At 62.9% G+C, this 19148-nt stretch carries 18 protein-coding genes and 2 pseudogenes; 8 read left to right on the forward strand and 12 right to left on the reverse strand.

The window, feature by feature from the left end:
* Window positions 1-26 precede the first annotated feature (26 nt).
* On the forward strand, window positions 27-1034 hold the full coding sequence (locus PG900_RS03425) for a LacI family DNA-binding transcriptional regulator (protein WP_270800907.1): 1008 nt from the start codon (window positions 27-29) through the stop codon (window positions 1032-1034).
* 21 nt (window positions 1035-1055) lie between these two features.
* On the opposite strand, the gene PG900_RS03430 is transcribed toward PG900_RS03425, so the two are convergent.
* From PG900_RS03430 to fruB, 4 genes are all read right to left on the reverse strand, one after another.
* Complete coding sequence (locus PG900_RS03430; RefSeq protein WP_270800905.1) at window positions 1056-1625, reverse strand: glucose-6-phosphate isomerase family protein; 570 nt, start codon at window positions 1623-1625, stop codon at window positions 1056-1058.
* A 188-nt stretch (window positions 1626-1813) separates the two neighbouring features.
* Window positions 1814-3544, reverse strand: coding sequence for a PTS fructose transporter subunit IIBC (gene fruA / locus PG900_RS03435; RefSeq protein ID WP_270830917.1), 1731 nt, complete (start codon window positions 3542-3544; stop codon window positions 1814-1816).
* Window positions 3541-4530, reverse strand: coding sequence for a 1-phosphofructokinase (gene pfkB, locus PG900_RS03440; RefSeq protein ID WP_270800901.1), 990 nt, complete (start codon window positions 4528-4530; stop codon window positions 3541-3543). Before pfkB ends, fruA begins: the two co-directional genes overlap by 4 nt.
* Complete coding sequence (gene fruB / locus PG900_RS03445; RefSeq protein ID WP_106552638.1) at window positions 4530-5630, reverse strand: fused PTS fructose transporter subunit IIA/HPr protein; 1101 nt, start codon at window positions 5628-5630, stop codon at window positions 4530-4532. Before fruB ends, pfkB begins: the two co-directional genes overlap by 1 nt.
* Window positions 5631-5935: 305 nt before the next feature.
* On the opposite strand from fruB, the gene cra reads away from it, so the two are divergent.
* The 4 genes from cra (at window position 5936) to PG900_RS03465 (ending at window position 9766) form a co-directional block, all read left to right on the forward strand.
* A complete protein-coding gene (cra, locus tag PG900_RS03450) occupies window positions 5936-6922 on the forward strand; it encodes a catabolite repressor/activator (protein ID WP_172955341.1) in 987 nt (328 codons plus the stop codon).
* 300 nt (window positions 6923-7222) lie between these two features.
* Window positions 7223-8416: an aromatic amino acid transport family protein gene (locus tag PG900_RS03455; RefSeq protein WP_270830918.1), complete on the forward strand. Its 1194-nt coding sequence runs from the start codon at window positions 7223-7225 to the stop codon at window positions 8414-8416.
* Between the two features lie 256 nt (window positions 8417-8672).
* Window positions 8673-9077: an MbcA/ParS/Xre antitoxin family protein gene (locus PG900_RS03460; RefSeq protein WP_270830919.1), complete on the forward strand. Its 405-nt coding sequence runs from the start codon at window positions 8673-8675 to the stop codon at window positions 9075-9077.
* The gene (locus PG900_RS03465) at window positions 9077-9766 is read left to right on the forward strand and encodes an RES family NAD+ phosphorylase (RefSeq protein WP_270800892.1); all 690 of its coding nucleotides are present in this window, start codon (window positions 9077-9079) and stop codon (window positions 9764-9766) included. Before PG900_RS03460 ends, PG900_RS03465 begins: the two co-directional genes overlap by 1 nt.
* Before the next feature lie 104 nt (window positions 9767-9870).
* Here the strand turns inward: PG900_RS03465 and PG900_RS03470 are convergent, their stop codons facing one another.
* A complete protein-coding gene (locus PG900_RS03470; RefSeq protein ID WP_011706195.1) occupies window positions 9871-11271 on the reverse strand; it encodes a DEAD/DEAH box helicase in 1401 nt (466 codons plus the stop codon).
* Window positions 11272-11594: 323 nt separating this feature from the next.
* Here PG900_RS03470 and PG900_RS03475 point away from each other — a divergent pair, with 323 nt between their 5' ends.
* Window positions 11595-12410, forward strand: coding sequence for a substrate-binding periplasmic protein (locus PG900_RS03475; protein ID WP_270800889.1), 816 nt, complete (start codon window positions 11595-11597; stop codon window positions 12408-12410).
* A gap of 100 nt (window positions 12411-12510) precedes the next feature.
* On the opposite strand, the gene aroC is transcribed toward PG900_RS03475, so the two are convergent.
* Together aroC and prmB are read right to left on the reverse strand one after the other, a co-directional pair.
* Window positions 12511-13599, reverse strand: coding sequence for a chorismate synthase (gene aroC, locus PG900_RS03480; protein WP_270800887.1), 1089 nt, complete (start codon window positions 13597-13599; stop codon window positions 12511-12513).
* A gap of 12 nt (window positions 13600-13611) precedes the next feature.
* The gene (gene prmB / locus PG900_RS03485) at window positions 13612-14547 is read right to left on the reverse strand and encodes a 50S ribosomal protein L3 N(5)-glutamine methyltransferase (protein ID WP_011706198.1); all 936 of its coding nucleotides are present in this window, start codon (window positions 14545-14547) and stop codon (window positions 13612-13614) included.
* A 65-nt stretch (window positions 14548-14612) separates the two neighbouring features.
* On the opposite strand from prmB, the gene smrB reads away from it, so the two are divergent.
* Window positions 14613-15137: an endonuclease SmrB gene (gene smrB, locus PG900_RS03490; protein WP_011706199.1), complete on the forward strand. Its 525-nt coding sequence runs from the start codon at window positions 14613-14615 to the stop codon at window positions 15135-15137.
* A 95-nt stretch (window positions 15138-15232) separates the two neighbouring features.
* Here the strand turns inward: smrB and PG900_RS03495 are convergent.
* Window positions 15233-15643, reverse strand: a pseudogene (locus PG900_RS03495) (SRPBCC family protein).
* Between the two features lie 221 nt (window positions 15644-15864).
* Between PG900_RS03495 and PG900_RS03500 the strand changes: the two are divergent.
* Window positions 15865-17150 (forward strand): annotated as a pseudogene (locus PG900_RS03500) (sensor domain-containing diguanylate cyclase).
* Between the two features lie 53 nt (window positions 17151-17203).
* Here PG900_RS03500 and PG900_RS03505 read toward each other — a convergent pair.
* The 4 genes from PG900_RS03505 to PG900_RS03520 form a co-directional block, all read right to left on the reverse strand.
* Entirely contained in the window at window positions 17204-17833 is a 630-nt protein-coding gene (locus PG900_RS03505; protein ID WP_270830920.1) for a histidine phosphatase family protein, read from the reverse strand.
* A gap of 43 nt (window positions 17834-17876) precedes the next feature.
* On the reverse strand, window positions 17877-18275 hold the full coding sequence (locus tag PG900_RS03510) for a GFA family protein (RefSeq protein ID WP_270830921.1): 399 nt from the start codon (window positions 18273-18275) through the stop codon (window positions 17877-17879).
* A gap of 136 nt (window positions 18276-18411) precedes the next feature.
* Entirely contained in the window at window positions 18412-18792 is a 381-nt protein-coding gene (locus tag PG900_RS03515) for a VOC family protein (protein WP_270830922.1), read from the reverse strand.
* A gap of 67 nt (window positions 18793-18859) precedes the next feature.
* Entirely contained in the window at window positions 18860-19111 is a 252-nt protein-coding gene (locus tag PG900_RS03520) for a hypothetical protein (protein ID WP_270830923.1), read from the reverse strand.
* Window positions 19112-19148 lie beyond the last annotated feature (37 nt).

Consider the following 19148-nt stretch of genomic DNA (forward strand, 5'->3'; position numbering starts at 1 on the left):
GCCTACTCCCTGACAGGATCCATCCCATGAGCAATGTGACCATTGCCGACATCGCCCGCCATCTGGGGGTGTCGACTGCCACCGTCTCCATGACCCTGCGCAACAAGGGGCGCATCTCCGAGCACACCCGCCAGCGGGTACTCAGGGCCATCGACGAGCTCGGCTATGTCTACAACCAGACCGCCGCCAACCTGCGCAACAAGAGCAGCAACCAGGTCGGTCTGTTGCTGCACGACATCACCAACCCCTTCTATGCGGAGATGACGGCGGGCCTGAGCCGGGAGATGGAGCATCACGATCTGATGCTGTTTCTGGCCAACAGCGAGGAGTCGGCCACCCGGCAGCAGCAGTTCACCGACTCGCTGCAGCGCAACAACGCCGCCGGCATGGTGATCTGCGCCACCCAGACCACTCCCCGCAGCTTCTTCGAGAGCCTGCAGCGCCGCCGCATGCCCACCATTCTGATCGTGCGACCGGTGCCAGACGTGGCGATCGACTTCGTCGGCACCGACAACTTCCTGGGCTGCCAGCTGGCGACCGAACACCTGCTGAAGCTGGGTCACCGCCACATCGCCTTTGTCGGGGGCAATCCTGCCTCCATCAGTCGCTCCCAGCGCCTCGGCGGCTACATGAGCAAGTTGCTCGAACACGGCATCTCCCCAAGACCGGAGTGGATCATCGGCTGCGGCGCCAGCCGGGTGGAAGGCACTCGCGCCATCACGGCGCTGCTGGAACAGCATCCCGAGGTGACGGCGGCGGTCTGCTATCAGGACGTGGTGGCGCTCGGCGCCATTCTGGCGCTGCGCAAGCTGGGGAGGGTCATCGGTCAGGACGTTGCACTGGTGGGCTTTGACGATCTGCCGGAGACGGCGCTGGTGGACCCGCCCCTCACCACCGTCTCGGTGGCGTCGCGGGAGATCGGCCGAAAAGCTGGCGAGCTGCTGCTCGAGCGGATGGCCGGCAACGACGAACCGGCCAAGAGCATCATTCTGCCCCCCACCCTGGTGGTGCGCCAATCCTGCGGCAGCCCCTAGCAGGCCGCCGTAAGCCCTGCTTCAAGTGGCTTGCCCGGCAGAAGTGACAATGCGGGGCGTGCCATCCTCCCCGGCCAGCACCCGCAGGCCAAAGCCGCGCGCTCCCAGCGCTTCGTAATCGTGACCGGCGACGGCGGGCCACACCGCCAGCGCCGAGAGCTGCGTCGCGCCGGTGTTGATGAGTCGATGGGCCACATGGCCAGGGATATGGTGAACGCTGCCGGCAAAGACCCGCTCCAGCCGGCAGACACCGGCCATATCCTGCAGCAGCAACCCCCCCTGCCCGCACAACCCGAAGTAATATTCCGCCTGCTCGGCCCGCGCATGGAGATGACCGCGGGTCATGAAGAACTCCTGGCCAACCCGGCCCGCCTCCAGATAGGTGACCCCCATGTTGAGATCCCCCTCGCCGCCATGACCTGGCAACATGGCAACCCGGTAGAGCAGTGTCTCGGACGGGAGCGCCGCCGCGGCATGCGGGTCGGCAAACAGCCCCTGCAGGTCGGCCAGGGTGGTGCTCTTTTCCACCAGCTCGGCGCCAGCGAGTCTACCGGTCGCAAAGTCGAGAATCGGGGGGATCATGGGGGTCATTATCAGCTCCTGGGGATCGGGTTATCGGCAGGCGCAGCGGCGCCCTTCGGGGTTCCACGCTAGAGGGTTAATCCATTAACCACAAGCCAGGTTGCCCTACCCTCGTCACTTTTTTGGACAATAAATTTGGGCAATAAAAAAGCGGCCCAAAGGCCGCTCTCTTGTATGGCGTGTTGCTGACTAGCGGATTATGCCGTGGCCAGCTTGGCCTGCTCTTCACCGCGCTTGAGCATGGCGTAGGAGACACCGGTCAGCAGCGAGCCTGCCGCAATCGCCACGATATACATCATGACGTTGCTGATGGCGTGCGGGATGAACAGCACAAACAGACCGCCGTGGGGCGCCATCAGCTCGCAACCAAACAGCATGGAGAGCGCACCGGTCAGGACGCCACCCACCATGCAGGCCGGGATGACCCGCATCGGATCCTTGGCGGCAAACGGAATGGCCCCCTCGGAGATGAAGCACAGACCCAGCACGAAGGAGGCCTTGCCCGCTTCCTGCTCCGCCTTGATGAACTTGGTGCGGGCCAGGAAGGTGGCGATCCCCATCCCCAGCGCTGGCACCATACCGGCGGCCATCACGGCAGCCATCGGGGCGTAAGTTTTGGAGGCCAACAGGCCGACCCCGAAGGCGTAAGCCGCCTTGTTGACCGGGCCACCCATGTCGAAGCACATCATGGCGCCGATGATGACACCCAGCAGCACGGCGTTGGCAGAGCCCATGTTGTTGAGGAAGGTGGTCATGGCATTCATGATGCCGGCCACCGGGCCACCCACCACATAGATCATCACCAGGCCGGTAAACAGGCTGGCAAACAGCGGAATGATCAGGATCGGCTTGAGCGCTTCCAGGGTCACCGGCAGGCGCACCTTGTCGCTCAGGTACTTGGCACTGTAACCGGCCAGGAAACCGGCCACGATGCCGCCAAGGAAACCGGCGCCCAGCGAGCTTGCCAGCATGCCGCCGATCATGCCGGGAGCGAGGCCCGGGCGATCAGCGATGGAGTAGGCAATGTAACCCGCCAGCACCGGGATCATCAGGGCGAAGGCGGAGCCGCCACCGATCTTCATCAGAGCCGCGGCCAGAGTGCCTTCCACCTTGAACGCCTCGATACCGAACACAAACGAGAGCGCGATGATGAGGCCGCCCGCCACCACCATCGGCAGCATGAAGGAGACACCGGTCAACAGGTGCTTGTAGGGGCCTGCTTTTTCCTCTTTCTTGGGCTGGCTGGCACCGCTGTGGCGATAGGTTTTCGCCTCACTCCACGCCTTGTCCAGCTCGGCGCGGGTTTTCTTGAGCGCCGCCCCCGTGCTGGTGCGATAGACCGGCTTGCCGTCGAAACGGGCCATGTCCACCTCGATATCGGTGGCGAGGAACACCAGATCGGCGGCTGCAATCTCCTCGGCAGTCAGGGCATTCTGGGCACCGACCGAGCCTTGAGTCTCGACGCGGATCTGATAACCCAGCTGTTTGGCCATGGTCTCCAGCGCTTCTGCCGACATAAAGGTGTGGGCCACCCCGGTCGGGCACGCTGTCACCGCCACGATGCGCTTGCCAGCGGCGGCCGGTTTGGCGGCAGCAACGGCGGAGGCGGCTTGGTGGCGATAGAGGCTGGCGCCGCTGGCGGCTGCCTCCAGCAAGGCGGCCGGATCCTGCAGGGCGAGATCCATGCTGCCCTGATAGACCCGCTTGCCGTCATAGGCGGCGAGATCCACCGGGGCGCTGGCGACAACCAGCACCAGGTCGGCCGCGGCAATCTGCTCCTTGCCCGGCACCTGGCGAGGCTGCACGCTGGAGCCGACGTCGAGGGTGAGCTCCCAGCCAGCCAGTTTGGCCTGCTGTTCTATCCGTTTTGCAGCGAGAAAGCTGGTGGCAATGCCCGCCGGGCAAGCCGTAACCAAGATAGCTTTCATTGGGCATCTCCTGAGTTTTCCATTGAGGGGGTATGGCATTGAACCGGAGCCAGCGCATCCAGACGCTGTACGCGCACCTGTTCAAGCAAGGGGTTGAGCACACTGATATCGCTAAAGCCGACCGCCACCTGGCTGACCGCCAGCGCCGAGACGGCGGTGGCCAGCCGCAGGGTCTGCTCCGGTGTCCAGCCAAGGCTGAGACCATGGGCGAGACCAGCCACCAGGGAATCGCCGGCACCGACCGTGCTGACCACCTGCATGCGCGGCGGAATCGCCTGCCAGACGGCATCCGGTGCAAACCAGATGAGGCCATCGGCGCCGTTGGAGATCACCACGTTGGGGATCCCGCTTGCCTGCAGCGCGCGGGCACACTCGGCCTGCTCGCTCAGGGTCTTGATGGGGCGGCCCGCCCACTGGCTCAGCTCTTCCAGATTGGGTTTGACCAGGGTCGGCGCCGCCTTGATCCCTTCGCTTAACGCCGCGCCGCTGCAATCGAAGATCACCTGCTTGCCTTTGGCCTTGAGCAGGCGGATCAGATGGGCGCAGTAATCGGGGGCCACCCCTTTGGGCAGGCTGCCCGCCAGCACGAACCAGTCGGCGCGCGCTGCCAGTTCGTCGATGGCCTGCTCCAGCGCGCCCACCTCCCCTTGCTGGATGGTGAGCCCCGGCAGATTGAGATCGGTGACCCGACCGGATTGCTCGGAGATCTTGACGTTGATGCGGGTGCTGCCCGCGACACGGACAAAGTGATCATCCAGCGCTCGCTCGGCAAACAGGGAGACAAAGCTCTGCTCATTGTCTGCGCCAAGCCAGCCAGTGACGCCCACTTCACGGCCCAAGTCCTTGAGCACCATGGCGACGTTGATCCCCTTGCCCGCCGCACGCAGGTTGGCCTCGCTCACCAGATTCACCTCGCCCAGACTCATCGCCTCGAGGCGGGTGGTGAGATCGAGCGCAGGGTTGAGGGTGATGGTCACTATGTCCATCAGTGCGCCCCCTCGCCCAGCCCGGCCGCAATGGCGGCGCCGATGCCCTTGAGCGCCGCTTCGGCATCCGGGCCTTCGACGCGAAACGCCAGACGGTGCCCGCACTTGACGCCCAGGCCGATGACCTTCATCAGGCTCTTGGCGGAGACCGCCTCGCCGCTGCCATCCAGATTCGCTACCCGGATATCGGATTCATACTCCTTGGCCACCTTGACCAGCATGGCGCCCGGACGAGCGTGCAACCCATGGGGGTTGATGATGGTGAAGGTGTCACTGAGACCGCTGGCCGGCCCCGCTTGCAGCATGGCCAACCCCTCGCCACCTGCCAGCGTAGCCAGCTGACCGGCAGCGGCCAGTTTGGCCAGGTTGTCGAGTTGCGCCAGATGGCCGCTGTCGGCGGCGCACAGCAGCAGCAGGGCGCTGACCGGCAGCTCCCCTGCGCTCAGTGCAGTGCTCGGCGTCGCCAGCACCCAGCCAGTCTGAGCCGCTTGTGCCCGCGCCAGCCAGATGCCCTCGCCCAGGTAGGCGGGTTCACTTGCCAGCAGGGCGCTCACCATGGCGGCATCGCCCCAGCCGGCGGATTTGGCGCGGGCGGCTGCGCCCAGCAGCAGCTGGTCGCGATCGTCCGCCGGGAAGTCGGCCAAAGCCAGGAACTGCACCTCTTTGGGCGCCGTCGCACCGGTCAGGATATTGATGATGGTGTCGGCATCGGTGGCCTCTTTCAATTGCGCCGCCGCCTGCTCATCACCCAGCACGTGGGTGAGCTGGCGCAAAATGCCCAGATGCTCGTCGGACTTGGCGGCGATGCCGATGGCGACGTAGGCGATCTGCCCCTCATCCCACTCGATCCCCTGCGGGAACTGGGCCACCATGACGCCGGTGTTCTTCACCAGATGCCGGGTGTCGGTGGTGCCGTGGGGAATGGCGATGCCGCTGCCAAGATAGGTGGCGTGCTGCGCTTCACGCGCCAGCATGCCATCTACATACCCCGCTTCCACCAGACCGGCTTCGGTCAGTTTGCCTGCCAACAGGGCAATGGCTTCGGCCTTGGTCGCCACCGACTGCCCCAGCAGGATCTGCTGTCGCGCCAACTTCAACATAGAGATTCTCCATCAGGTGCCGGGCGGCCTGACCGTACCGGCTCATCAAACATAACCATTCGTGCCACTCGCCTGCTGACAATAGACCGGATTGCATCCCTTCGCGGGTCATACCCGATTTTTATGCCCGGCCATCGATTGTCTACTGACAAGCTGAATCGTTTCACTTACACTCAGACTGAATCGTTTCAGCGAATTGATCAAGTACCCACAAAGAGTGCTTTTCAATGATATGATCCCGCGCACACTTTTCGGTGCCCTCACCTGGCAGTGACCGTGGGCCTTGCAACTCAAACAGAGCCAATATGATGAAACTGGATGAAATCGCCGCCCTCGCCGGTGTCTCGCGCACCACGGCCAGCTATGTGATCAATGGCAAGGCCGATCAGTACCGCATCAGTCAGGCAACCCGTGACAAGGTGATGGCCGTGGTCACGGCCCACAACTACCAGCCGGACAGCCGCGCCGCCTCCCTGCGCGGCGGCCAGACCAGGACCCTCGGCTTCATCCTGCCCGACCTTGAGAACGCCAGTTACGCCAAGCTCGCCAAGCGCCTCGAACAAGGCGCCCGGGCCCAGGGCTATCAGCTGCTGATCGTCTGCTCGGAAGATGAACCGGCTACCGAGAAGGAGCTGGCCGAGATGCTGGCCAGCCGTCATGTGGATGCCCTGCTGGTGGCCAGCTGCCTGCCACCGGACGATCCCTTCTATCCGCGCCAGCAGGCTCGCGGCATCCATGTGCTGGCCATCGACCGGGCCATGGCCGCCGACAAGTTCGTGACCGTCGCCAGTGAAAACCAGAAGGCGAGCTTTGATCTCACCGCCTCCCTGCTCACCCCGGCGCTCAAGCACATCGCATTGATCACGGCCCTGCCGGCGCTCACGATCAGCCAGGAGCGAAAAGCGGGCTTCGAGCAGGCCGTCGCCAGCCACAGCGCCACGCGCCATCTGTGCGAGGGTGCCCACTTCTCCCGCGCCGAGGGCTATCGCCTGATCAAGGAGTTGCACCAGCGACTCGGCCAGTTGCCCGAGGCACTGGTCGCCACCTCCTATATATTGATGGAAGGGGTGCTGGACTACCTGCTGGAGCAGGAGACCGACATGAGCCGGCTCGCCATGGCCACCTTCGGGGACGATCGCCTGCTCGACTTCCTCCCCTTTGGCATCAACTCCCTGCCCCAGCAGCACGATGCCCTGGCCAGCCAGGCACTGGAGCTCGCCCTCAAGGCGATCAACGGCGAATACCTGTGCGGGCTGCACTACGTGAGCCGGACCCTCAAGCGTCGACGCTGACCCCCCTTCACGCGCCGGCGCTCTCCACGCCGGCGCGTTTTTCCACCAGTCAACACCCCTTTCTGTCATCTTTTATTTCCACCTACTGCCACCTTCCAGTACAAAATCCGCCTTTACAGGCTTGTTTCCACTATTTTGATCCGTTAACGTGGCAACCATCTTTTACAATCCACGGGTTTTTCGTAACGATGCGTCCACTCCGATATCGCTAGCCTCCGGTCCCTACCCCGGAGGCGCCTTGCCAGCACAGCCACTGGCACTCTTTTTTGAATACGCAGTTTCTCGATCTGGATGGACACCATGAACACCAAGACCCTGGGTTGTACCCTGTTGATTGCCGGCACCACCATAGGCGCCGGCATGCTGGCCCTGCCGCTGGCCTCCTCCTCCCTCGGCGGACCCGCCACCCTGCTGCTGATGGTCGGGCTCTGGGCCCTGATGGCCTTCACCGCCATGTTGCAGGTGGAGGCCAGCCTCAACACCGGCAAGTGGTACCTGCACCAGCTGGCGGATCACCTGCTCGGCCCCTGGGGCAAGCGCATCGCCTCCTTCTGCATCCTGATGCTGTTCTATTCGCTAGCCTCCGCCTACATCAGCGGCGGCAGCAGCCTGCTGGCCCAGGCGCTGGCCGATGCGGGCATGACCCTCAGCCAGGAGCAGGCCGCCTGGGCCTTTACCCTGCTGTTTGGCGGCATGGTCTGCGTCGGCACCAAACAGGTGGATTACCTCAACCGGCTGATGTTCACCGTGAAACTGGTGATCATGGTGGGGGTGCTGGCGCTGCTGCTGCCGCGCGCCGAGGGGCAACATCTGCTCTCCATGCCGCTCGGCCAGGGTTTGCTGCTGGCAGGCTTGCCGGTGATCTTCACCTCGTTCGGCTTCCACGGCTCCATCCCGAGCGTCATGCTCTACCTGGGCGATTGCCCCAAGCGGCTGCGCCGGGTGTTTGTGTGGGGCTCGGCCCTGCCGCTCATCCTCTACGTGCTGTGGCAGGTGGCCATCCTGGGGCTGCTCGGTCAACAGACGCTGATCCAGACCGGCGGCGCGCTCGACAGCCTCTTGGCCAGCGTCGGCAATCTGGTCAGCTGGCCCGCCTTCAATCAGGCGATGCATCTGTTCGCCGATCTGGCGCTTGCCACCTCCTTCCTCGGGGTGACGCTGGGGCTGTTTGACTTCATGGCCAAGGTGACCCGCCGCAAGGACAACTGGCAGGGCCGCAGCCAGACCGGCCTCATCACCTTCGTGCCGCCCCTGCTGTTCGCCCTCTACTTCCCGCAAGGCTTCATCATGGCGCTGGGTTACGCCGCCATCGCGCTGGCGGTGCTGGCGGTACTGCTGCCGGTGGCCCTGGTGTGGCAGAGCCGCAAGCAGGCCGAGGCGCATCACTACCGCGCCCCGGGCGGCGTGCTGGCCCTGGGCCTTGCCGGCGCCATGGGTGTGCTGATCGTCGGGGTGCAGATAAGCGTCAGCATGGGATTGCTGCCCGCGCTCTAAGCCAGAGCCGGTGCATGCCCTAAACAAAAGCGCAAAAGCCCCACCAACCCAGTTGGCGGGGCTTTTTCTATGCCATCGGTATATGCCATCGATATAAAGGGGTCCGCCTGCGCGGTGCTCATCTCCTTGATGCATCAAACGTTCATATATGCACCATGTATCGACGCCCTGTATATATGTGAATAGTTCTTGTACACTGATAACAGATCGCCTTTTTGGCAACAGAATACACGCTCAATCCCGCAAGGAGCCTGACATGGTCGTAACCGCACACGTTCAACGGCAAGATGGCGCCGTTGATCCCAGCAAGGCGCTGCCGGTGGTGTTTCGCATCCTCGACAAATGGCAGTGCAACACAGATGAACAGTTGCGACTACTCGGTATCTCTTCGCGTTCAACTTTGAACAAGTACAAGGAGTCCCACGGCGGGATCAGACTGAGTGCGGATCTGCAGGAGCGAATGAGCTACCTGCTCAACATTCACAAGAGCCTGCGGATACTGTTCAGCGCGGACGAGAGCATCTATGGCTGGGTGCGCAAGTCCAACAGCCACCCCTTCTTTGCCGGCCGCAGCGCCATGGAGGTGATGCAGGGTGGCCGCGTGGCCGATCTCTATGAGGTCGCTACCCGCCTGCACGCCTGGCGCGGAGGCATGGCCTGATGCAGACTCCCCCGCAGCGCGCTTTCAAGGACGAGTCAGCCTACCGGATCATCCCGAGCCGCTACCCCACCATCTGCCTCTATGAGGATGTGGCCAACGCCGACGAACTGGAGGCGGTCTGGGCCATCGAGGCGCTGACCAACGACAGGCTGAGGGAAGAGGCCGGCGAGCTGACGCGGGTGCCGAAAGCAGACTGGCTGGTGGGCTTGGCTGGCGGCAGCCATGTGATGGCCGCCTTCACCCACCTCAATCCGGAGGGGGCCCGCTTCACCACCGGTGATTTTGGCGGTTATTACTGCGCCCCCAGCCTCGACACCGCCATCAAGGAGACGGTCTACCACCAGGAGCGCGTCTTCGGCTATACCCGTGAACCCGCCCAGAAAGTGCAGATGCGGGTGATCCATGCCGAGTTCAGCGCCAGCCTGATCGACATTACCGGCGAAGCATTTCTCGCCACACCGCTCTACCATGCTACCGACTACGGGTATTCCCAGGCCTTCGCCCGCGAGCAGAAAGACCTGGATGTCGACGGCATCTGTTATCGCTCGGTGCGCCACAGCGGCCACGACTGCTACCTGCTCTATCGCCCGCGCCTGGTCAATCGCGTCCATCAGCCCCGCCATCTGGAGTACCACTGGAACGGCAGCGCCATCGCCAACGTGCTGCAGATCACCCTCTATGGCGAGTGATGGGCACTGCCGCCTCACTCGACCGACTCCCGGATATAGAAAAGCCCCGCCAGAGTGGCGGGGCTTTTTGCATCAACCGAGCGGGGAGCAGGCTCCCTGGCCGCTTACTGGTTGTGGGTAGCGCGACGGGGACGACGAGCCTGAGCCGGTTTGCCGGCGCCGCCTTCCGGGCGCTGGCCACCCTGGGGCTTGGGCTTGCCACCGTTGCCGGAGCGGTTACCGCCGCCATTGCCACCGTTGGCAGAGCGACCGGCGCCCTGACGCTGGCCTTGACCTTGCGGGCGCGGTGCACGGCGCTGCTCGCTCGGATCGCGCGGCTCTTTGCGCAGCGGCGCGCCGATGCCACGGGCGATGTTGTCCAAGGTCTCGCGGGAGGCTTCAAAACCGGCCACCTGCTCGCACGGAATGTTCTGCTTGGTCAGCCGCTCGATGGCCTTGATGAGCTTGCCTTCATCGGCCGCGACCAGGGAGATGGCGTGACCGGCGGCGCCGGCACGGCCGGTACGGCCGATACGGTGCACGTAATCTTCCGCCACGTTCGGCAGCTCGAAGTTCACTACCTGCGGCAGTTTGTCGATGTCCAGGCCACGGGCGGCGATGTCGGTCGCCACCAGCACCTTGACGCTGCCATCCTTGAAACCGGCCAGGGCGCGGGTACGGGCACCCTGGCTCTTGTTGCCGTGGATGGCGGCGGCGCTGACGCCGTTCTTGTCGAGGGTCTCGGCAACACGGTTGGCCATGTGCTTGGTACGGGTGAACACCAGTACCTGCTGCCAGTTGTTGCTGGTGACCAGGTGGCTCAGCAGGGCAATCTTGTTGGCCTTGTCACAGGGGTGCACCAGCTGCTCGATACGCTCGGCGGTGCTGTTGCGTGGGGCGACTTCGATCACCGCCGGGTTGTCCAGCAAACCGGTGGCCAGCTCGCGGATCTCGTCGGCGAAGGTGGCGGAGAACAGCAGGTTCTGGCGCTTCTTCGGCAGCAGGGCCAGGATGCGGCGGATGTCGCGGATAAAGCCCATGTCGAGCATGCGATCCGCTTCGTCCAGCACCAGGATTTCCACTTCGTCGAACTTGACGGCGTTCTGGTTGTACAGATCCATCAGGCGGCCCGGGCAGGCCACCAGCACGTCCAGACCACGGCGGGTCGCCATCATCTGCGGGTTGATGCTCACGCCGCCAAATACCACGTGGCTGCGGATCGGCAGGTGTTTGCCGTAGTTGCGCACGCTCTCGCCCACCTGGGCGGCCAGCTCGCGGGTCGGGGTCAGCACCAGGGCACGGATGCGATTCGGGGAGACCTTGCGCTTGCTTTCAGTCAGACGCTGCAGCATCGGCAGGGTAAAACCTGCGGTCTTGCCGGTCCCGGTCTGAGCGGCGGCCATCAGATCACGGCCAGCCAGTACCGCCGGGATCGCTTGTTGCTGAATGGGAGACGGGGTGTCGTAGCCTTGCTCGGCAACGGCACGCAACAAGGGTTCGGCCAGACCGAGGGAAGTAAAACTCATAGTTACCTGCTAGGGATAGGGGCGCCGACAATCCGGGATGGGGCTCCTCTGCTGAGCCGATGCCATCTCGCCAGACTCGGGCCTGTTGAGAACACAACGATTTCCCCGGGGAGCAGAGCAAAGGGGAAAGAATAGGGGCGCAGTCTAACGGAGTTATTGAGGAGAAACGAGAAAAATGTGACGTTCCTCCCAGCATGTTTGCCAAAAGCAGGTCACCGTCCCGCCCGGAAAAGCCGCTCAAGAACTCATTCGAATCAGGCTATGCTTGATGCCAGATAACGGCGATACCGCCGCATCCATCCTGTACAAGGAGGTTCAGGTTCATGCGTGTTCATCTTCTGTCGGCCGCCCCTGGCTGGCTCTTGCTCTCCCTGCTGGCAGTTGGGCTCTCTCTGCCGCTGCAGGCCAAGCCCAGGCTGTCGGTGGCCTGGAGCCACTGGCCTCCGTTCAGTTACATCAATCCCCAGGGAACGCTGGATGGGCTGGACGTCACCCTGACCCGCCAGATCCTGAGCCAGGCGGGCCTGGAATCCCACTTTCGCAACCTGCCCTGGGCCAGGGCCATCCATCTGCTCGAGCAGCAGCAGCTGGACGTGGCCATGGGGGCGCTCGATACGCCGGAGCGGCGCGCCTTTGCCCGCTTCTCGGTACCCTATCGGCGCAGTACCTTCGTGCTGCTGAGCAACAACCCCATCCCGGGCCAGCGAGATCCCTGGCTGGCGGTGTCAGACCTGTCGCAGCTTTGCCAGCAAAGCCAGCTGCGCCTTGGCAAGCTGCGCGGCACCCGCCCCATCCAGCTGATGGAAGCGTGTCCCGCCCTCAAGCAGGCGAGCGAATACAACGCGGATGACCGGCTGGTCGATCTGCTGCTGGCGCGTCGCCTCGACGGCGTCATCATGGAGTGGCAATACGCCCGCTACCGGCTGCAACAGCTGGGGGCCGACGGCTTTATCCGCTGCCAGCTGCTGCTCCATCACCAACCGGTCAGCCTGATGTTTGCCAGCTCAGCCGTCACCGATGCGCAGCTCACCCGGGTCAATGAGGTGATTGCCGGCCTGCCTCCACCCGGCCGTGATGTAGCGCCGCCCCCCTGCCGGCTCGACAACCCGGCGGCTGAGCAGGTGGCGCCCGGCCAGTAATCAAGCGCGATGAAGGTCCATGAAAAAGGCGACCCTGAGGTCGCCTTTTGACTGTGACTGTGTCTGCACCACTCGATCAACCGAGCGGTGGGCAGGCCGATCAGCGCAGTTGCGGGGTATGCGTCTGCACGCCCTGGTTCTGGGCACGGTGGCGCAGCAGGTGATCCATCAGCACCAGTGCCAGCATCGCCTCGGCAATGGGCACGGCGCGGATACCGACGCAAGGATCGTGGCGACCCTTGGTAATCATCTCGATCGCTTCGCCTTCGGTATTGATCGTTTTGCCCGGCACCGTGATGCTGGAGGTGGGCTTTAAGCCTAAGCTCACCACGATATCCTGACCCGACGAGATACCGCCCAGAATACCGCCCGCATGGTTGCTGGCAAAGCCGGCCGGGGTCATCTCGTCGCGGTGCTCGGAGCCTTTTTGCTCCACCACCGCGAACCCGTCACCGATCTCCACCCCTTTCACCGCATTGATGCCCATCATGGCGTGGGCGATGTCGGCGTCGAGCCGGTCGAACACCGGCTCACCGAGGCCCACCGGCACATTGCTGGCGATGACCTGCACCTTGGCACCGATGCTGTTGCCCTCTTTTTTCAGGTCGCGCATGTATTGATCGAGCGCTTCCAGCTTGCCCGTATCGGGGAAGAAGAAGGGATTCTGCTCAATCTGCGCCGCGTCGAAGGCTTCTGCCTTGATGGGGCCGAGCTGGGAGAGGAAACCGGTGATCTCGATGCCGTGCACCTGTTTCAGGTACTTCTTGGCAATGGCCCCCGCCGCCACCCGCATCGCGGTTTCACGGGCGGAGGAACGACCGCCGCCGCGATAGTCGCGCTGGCCGTACTTCTGGTGATAGGTGTAATCGGCGTGGCCCGGACGGAACAAGTCCTTGATGTCGGAGTAGTCCTTGGAGCGCTGATCGGTGTTCTCGATCAAGAGCCCGATGGAGGTGCCGGTGGTCTTGCCCTCGAACACCCCGGAGAGGATCTTCACCTCGTCCGGCTCGCGGCGCGGCGTGGTGTAGCGGGAGGTGCCGGGCTTGCGCCGGTCCAGATCCCCCTGCAGATCCGCTTCGCTGATCTCCAGTCCCGGCGGGCAGCCGTCGACCACGGCGCCCAGCGCCAGGCCGTGGCTCTCGCCGAAGGTCGTCACACGAAAGAGTTGGCCGAAACTGTTCCCTGCCATGAGTGCTCCTGCTTAGCTCTTGTAAATCGCGAAATAGTCCTGGTACTGCACCAGATCGGCACGGCTCATCACGAACACGCCGTGACCGCCATTCTCGAACTCGACCCAGGTAAAGGGCACGTCCGGGAACTGGGCTTCCAGATGGATCATGCTGTTGCCCACCTCGACCACCAGCACGCCGTCCTCTTTGAGGAAGTCGGCGGCATTGGCCAGCAGGCGCTTGGTGAGCTTGAGGCCGTCAGAGCCGGAGGCCAGCGCCAGCTCGGGTTCGTGACGAAACTCGTCCGGCAGATCCGACATGTCTTCGGAATCCACGTAGGGCGGGTTGGAGACGATGAGATCGTACTTGTCGCCGACCGGCAGATCGCGGAACAGATCGGAGCGGATCGGAATGACCTGCTGCTCCAACCCGTGATCGTTGATGTTGCGCTCGGCCACGTTGAGGGCATCGACGCTGATGTCGATGGCATCCACTTCGGCTTCCGGGAACTCGTGGGCCATGATGATGGCAATGCAGCCGGAGCCGGTGCACAAGTCCATGATCCGGGTCGGTTCATGCTTGAGGAAGGGAGCGAAGCGGTTGGCCACCATCTCGGCGATGGGGGAACGGGGGATGAGCACCCGCTCGTCCACGTAGAACTCCCAACCGGCATACCAGGCCTTGTTGGTCAGGTAGGCGGCCGGTACCCGCTCCTGCACGCGGCGGATGATGAGCTCGGCGATGCGGTGCCGTTCGCTGGTGGTCAGACGGGAGTGGCGCATGCCCGGATCCACGTCCGGCGGCAGATGTAGCGCGGGCAGTACCAGCTGCACGGCTTCATCCCAGGCGTTGTCGGTACCATGTCCGTAGAAGATCCCGGCGTCGTTGAAACGACTCATGGCCCAGCGCAACATGTCCTGGATGGTGTGCATCTCGGCAACCACCTCATCGATAAATATCTTGTCCAAATCCACCTCCAAGTCGAGTAATATCCGGCCCGAGAATTCTATACAGCGAGCAAGACGAGTACCTGATGAAAAAAACGCCCTCACCGACAGACGAGGAAACCCAGCTGTTCCGCGATGCGATAAAAGGTACCCGGAAAATCAAGCAAGATACCATAAGGGCCGACCTGCGCCCGGTCAAGCAGAAACGCGAACTGCGTGAGAGCCGCGAAAAGCTTGGGGTTGACCACTATTTCAGCGATGAGTACCAGCCCCATCTCGAGGCCGATGGACCGACCCGTTACGTGCGTGAAGATGTGTCAAAATTCGAGCTGAAAAAGCTCAAGCGCGGCAGCTATCCGCCGGAGATCTACCTGGACCTGCACGGCATGAACCAGCAGCAGGCCAAACAGGAGCTGGCAGCCCTGCTGACCCTCTGCCAAAAAGAGAACATCCACGTTGCCTCCGTGATGCACGGCATCGGCAAACACATCCTCAAGCAGCGCATTCCAAGCTGGCTGGCCCAGCACCCCAATGTACAGGCGTTCCATCAGGCCCCCCGCGAGTGGGGCGGCGACAGCGCCATCCTGGTGCTGCTGGATATCGAGGAGTAGCCTTCGTCCTCTGGCATGCTCTGGCGTACGTGCAAAGCAGCATAAAAAAACCACCGCGACCTAGCGGTGGTTTTTTATGGGCACAGGCGCCTCCCCTAGCCTGCAGCTTCCACATAACGCTTGAAGTTGTCGAGGATCCCCTGCCAGCCCGCCTGCTGCTGGGCCGGGGTGTGGCTCGTCTCGGCATCGAAGGTTTCCTGCACCCAGGTGCCGCCCGGCTCGCTCGCAAACTGCACATCCACCTCGCGCCCGTCATCCATCACGAACGAGAGACGGGTCGGCGCCTCCACCCGGGTAAAGGTGCCGGTGAAATCAAAACCGGCGCTGCCATCCTTGGCGGCCATGTGATGGCAGAAACGCCCGCCCACCACCAAGTCGACCCGACTGCCGGTGGTGTGCCAGTCGCTGGAGGCCGCATTCCATCAGGCGATGCAGTCCGGATCGTTCCAGGCCCACCAGATGGCCTCTATCTCCTGCTCAATATGTGCCTCGATGCTGATCTTCATGACGCGCTCCGTGCCAGTTTGCTGTGATATGACTGGCCATGCCGGCCAGCTCGCTTGCGGATGCCAGCAAGTAAAGTCCAGCCGATGGCGCCGAGCCAGTCCATCTGACGGGGCTCATCACCGCCAACCCAGTGGCAAGGCGTTCCTTCTGCCTGCGGGACAAGGATCAAAAACGGCCGCACTATACTGAATATCAATACGTTATCCGCCATGGAGGTTGCATGTTCACACAGGGTTCCCATGCCGACATCAAGTCGTCTCTCGATGCCATCGGCGCCGCCGTTGCGGTGTTTTCCCTCGACGACGATGATCGCTTTACCCTGGTATCCGCCAACGACACCTTTGCCCAGGCCTTCGAGCTGGACGTGCTCGGCAGCATCGGCAAGCGCCTGAACGAAATGTTTCCCCGCTACATCACCGGCAGCATAGAGCAGCCGATGCACGAGTGCGTGAGCCAGCAGACGGGGCTCGAGAGCGAGCTGCCCATCGACACCCTGTCGCGCACCAGCTGGTGGCGCTTTGTCATCTCCCCCATCATTCCCGAGCAATCCCGCATCACCCGCATCATGGTCACCGCCATCGACATCACCGCCAAAAAGCAGCTGGAGGAGGCAGCCGCAAGCGCTTCGAGGCGGTGGTCAACTCCGCCTACGACGGCATCATCAGCGTCAACAGCGAGTCGCGCATCGAACTTATCAACACCGCTGCCTGCGAGATGTTCGGGGTGGACGAAAGCTACCTCGGCAAACGGCTGGAGACCCTGCTGCCCCAGCGCTTTCGGGCCAACCACGACGGCTACTTCAAGGCCTTCAGCAACTCCCCCATCAACTCGCGCCCCATGCATGCCCGCGCCTCCGTGATGGGGCTGCGTCGCGACGGCAGCGAGTTTCCGCTGGAGGTGACCATCGCCAAGATCAACCTGGGGCAGACCACCGAGATGACCGCCATCCTGCGGGATATCTCGGAGCGGGCCCGGCTGGTGGAGGAGCTCAAGGTGGCGGCCACCACGGATCCCCTCACCGGGATCGCCAACCGGCGCCGCTTCGACGAGTTGGTCAAGCTGGAGATGCAGCGCTGTCAGCGCTTCGGTCACACTATGAGCCTGCTGCTGATCGACATCGATCACTTCAAGCAGATCAACGACACCTATGGCCACCAGCAAGGGGATCAGGCCATTCTCAGCCTGGTAAGACGGGTCGCCAAACAACTGCGGGAGGTGGACATGCTGGGCCGCTGGGGCGGCGAGGAGTTCATCTTGCTGCTGCCGGAAACCTCGCTGGAGCTGGCCTGGGCCAGTGCGGAGCGGATCCGCCTCGCCGTCGAGTCGCAGCTGCATCAGCTGGGCGCAGGCACCGAGGTGCCGCTCACCATCAGCATCGGCATCAGTGCCAGCCTGGGCCCGCAGGATACGGTGGAACGCATGGTGCGCCGGGCCGATACCGCCCTCTATCTGGCCAAGAAACAGGGGCGCAACTGCTCAAGGAAGGCACTGCCAGACTCCCCCTGAGAGGCAATACGCGTCAGGCCTGAGAAACACTTATCAGGCCTGGCGCCTTCGGCTCAATTCATGGCCGCGACGCCATGTTCACTGCCCGGCCGGGCAAAGAAACCCAGCGGCCCGCCAGCGTCGCCACATGCCAGCGACACCTCCAGCACGGCCCCGTTGGCCAGCTGCCACTCGAAGAAGTCGTCAAATCCCGCCACGGTCAGCGCCCGGATCACCTTGGCCACCACGCCGTGCGCCACCAGCAACACCCGTTCCTGACGGCCGCTCTGCGCCAGTTCCGCCAGTCCCTGCCCGACCCGGGCAGTGACTTCGTCCAGCGATTCTCCGCCAGGTGGCGCCTCGGCCCAGCGCCGGGTGATGTTGCGTGCCCACAGCGCAGGGTAACGCTCCCTCGCCTCTTGCTGAGTCAGCCCCTCGAACACCCCGACATGGCGCTCGCGAAAAGCGGGGGCTAGCGTCACCGGCAGCGCCAGCTCGTCCGCTACCAAGGCCGCGCTTTGCCGCGCCCGCAGCAAGGGGGAACTCAGCAGCCGCTGAAACGGGGCCTGCGCCAAGGCCAGTGCCCTTGCCTGGGCGCTGATCTGGGCCACCCCGGTGTCGCTCAGACCAATATCCAGCGCCCCCTGATAGCGCCCCTCGGCATTGGCCGGGGTTTGCCCGTGGCGCATCACCACCAGTTGCATTGTCTGTTCCTTTGATTGCGGCCGATGATCGCGCTGCCCGTTCTCACGGCTTGGGCGCAAACTGCTCGAAAACCTGCTGACCGGTCAGGGTCGGTGTCTCGTTTTTCAGCTCGTAGAAATCCGGCTTTTCGTCGATGAAGATCTGGCTCGCCAGCTGGAAGGATTCACTCTGAAACAGGCCAGCCGGCACTATGTACTCATCCGTCGGCAACAGGTGATAGAAAAGGTGGGTACCGCAGGTGGGGCAAAACCTCCGCTCCGCCCACTCCGAGGAGCGATAGGCCACCGGGGTGAGCCCGCGAAAGCGCACCTCCTTGCCACAGTGCACCGCAAACAGGGGGCCGCCCGACCAGCGCCGACAGGTGCTGCAGTGACACAACCCCACCTCCTGGTGATCGCCGGCCGAGACCTCAATCCCACCGCACAGACAATGTCCTTTCATCACGCCTCCTTGCCTCTTGTTGTCGCTTGTCGTCGCTGACGTGACCGCGTCATTGCAGCCACTGCCGGATCAGATGAGTACCATGTTGTATCCTCGTCGGCCACCGCCCCCATCACAAAACCGGCTGCTAGATGACTCACGAAACCGGCAGCCAGCGCTCCTGCAATGCAATCCGGTTGCCTTCCAAGTCCTGAAACTCGGCCACCTTGATGCCCTCCCCGACCTGTGTCACCGGGTAGAGCTGCCGGGCCCCAGCCGCCTGGGCCGTCGCCATCACCCGCTCAATCTCGCTGACAGCGAGATAGATCCGCGTCCCGTCGATACTGGGCACGTAGCTCTCCCCTTTGGCCAAGGCGCCGGAGCAACCCTCCACCCCTTCCATCAGCGGGAACAGCGCCATCTCGTTGCCATCAATCTGGGTCAACTCGAACTCGATGCCAAACACACGGCGGTAAAACGCCGTGGCACGCGCCATATCCGTCACCGGGATTTCAAAATGCATAGCAATATTGAACATGAAGTCTCCTCTGATTTTCACTCATCGGAACAGTGATACCCCATTGCGGGGTGACGGCCAATGTTTTTCAAACATTGAATATGCCTGCTTCGATAAAAATAAATATTCTGGCGATGGGTGCCTGACGAAAAACGAGGAAGCAGCGTAATAACAGAGAACAGTCACCGATACCAGCCATAAAAAAAATACCATTCAATGCTCCTCCCAGATTAAAAACAGGGCCAGCGCGATATTTTTGACTGACCATGCCCACCCTCATCCATTGTTGCTGGATATTTTTATCACCGAGCACGCTTATACGCTGATAGAGATCCAGCACCGCACTCTATCCTGAAAAATTAGACACTGGTTTTATT

This window comes from Aeromonas sp. QDB03, assembly GCF_027707985.1.
Taxonomy (GTDB): Bacteria; Pseudomonadota; Gammaproteobacteria; order Enterobacterales; family Aeromonadaceae; genus Aeromonas; species Aeromonas hydrophila.

Bases quoted from the DNA above. Each gene is read 5' to 3' on its own strand.
- PG900_RS03455 (WP_270830918.1), top strand. From the start codon at position 7,223: ATGAACACCAAGACCCTGGGTTGTACCCTGTTGATTGCCGGCACCACC.
- pfkB (WP_270800901.1), bottom strand. From the start codon at position 4,530: ATGGACATAGTGACCATCACCCTCAACCCTGCGCTCGATCTCACCACC.
- PG900_RS03475 (WP_270800889.1), top strand. From the start codon at position 11,595: ATGCGTGTTCATCTTCTGTCGGCCGCCCCTGGCTGGCTCTTGCTCTCC.
- aroC (WP_270800887.1), bottom strand. From the start codon at position 13,599: ATGGCAGGGAACAGTTTCGGCCAACTCTTTCGTGTGACGACCTTCGGC.
- PG900_RS03425 (WP_270800907.1), top strand. From the start codon at position 27: ATGAGCAATGTGACCATTGCCGACATCGCCCGCCATCTGGGGGTGTCG.
- PG900_RS03505 (WP_270830920.1), bottom strand. From the start codon at position 17,833: ATGCAACTGGTGGTGATGCGCCACGGGCAAACCCCGGCCAATGCCGAG.
- fruA (WP_270830917.1), bottom strand. From the start codon at position 3,544: ATGAAAGCTATCTTGGTTACGGCTTGCCCGGCGGGCATTGCCACCAGC.
- PG900_RS03470 (WP_011706195.1), bottom strand. From the start codon at position 11,271: ATGAGTTTTACTTCCCTCGGTCTGGCCGAACCCTTGTTGCGTGCCGTT.
- PG900_RS03460 (WP_270830919.1), top strand. From the start codon at position 8,673: ATGGTCGTAACCGCACACGTTCAACGGCAAGATGGCGCCGTTGATCCC.
- PG900_RS03515 (WP_270830922.1), bottom strand. From the start codon at position 18,792: ATGTTCAATATTGCTATGCATTTTGAAATCCCGGTGACGGATATGGCG.
- cra (WP_172955341.1), top strand. From the start codon at position 5,936: ATGATGAAACTGGATGAAATCGCCGCCCTCGCCGGTGTCTCGCGCACC.
- PG900_RS03510 (WP_270830921.1), bottom strand. From the start codon at position 18,275: ATGAAAGGACATTGTCTGTGCGGTGGGATTGAGGTCTCGGCCGGCGAT.
- PG900_RS03430 (WP_270800905.1), bottom strand. From the start codon at position 1,625: ATGACCCCCATGATCCCCCCGATTCTCGACTTTGCGACCGGTAGACTC.
- fruB (WP_106552638.1), bottom strand. From the start codon at position 5,630: ATGTTGAAGTTGGCGCGACAGCAGATCCTGCTGGGGCAGTCGGTGGCG.
- smrB (WP_011706199.1), top strand. From the start codon at position 14,613: ATGAAAAAAACGCCCTCACCGACAGACGAGGAAACCCAGCTGTTCCGC.
- PG900_RS03465 (WP_270800892.1), top strand. From the start codon at position 9,077: ATGCAGACTCCCCCGCAGCGCGCTTTCAAGGACGAGTCAGCCTACCGG.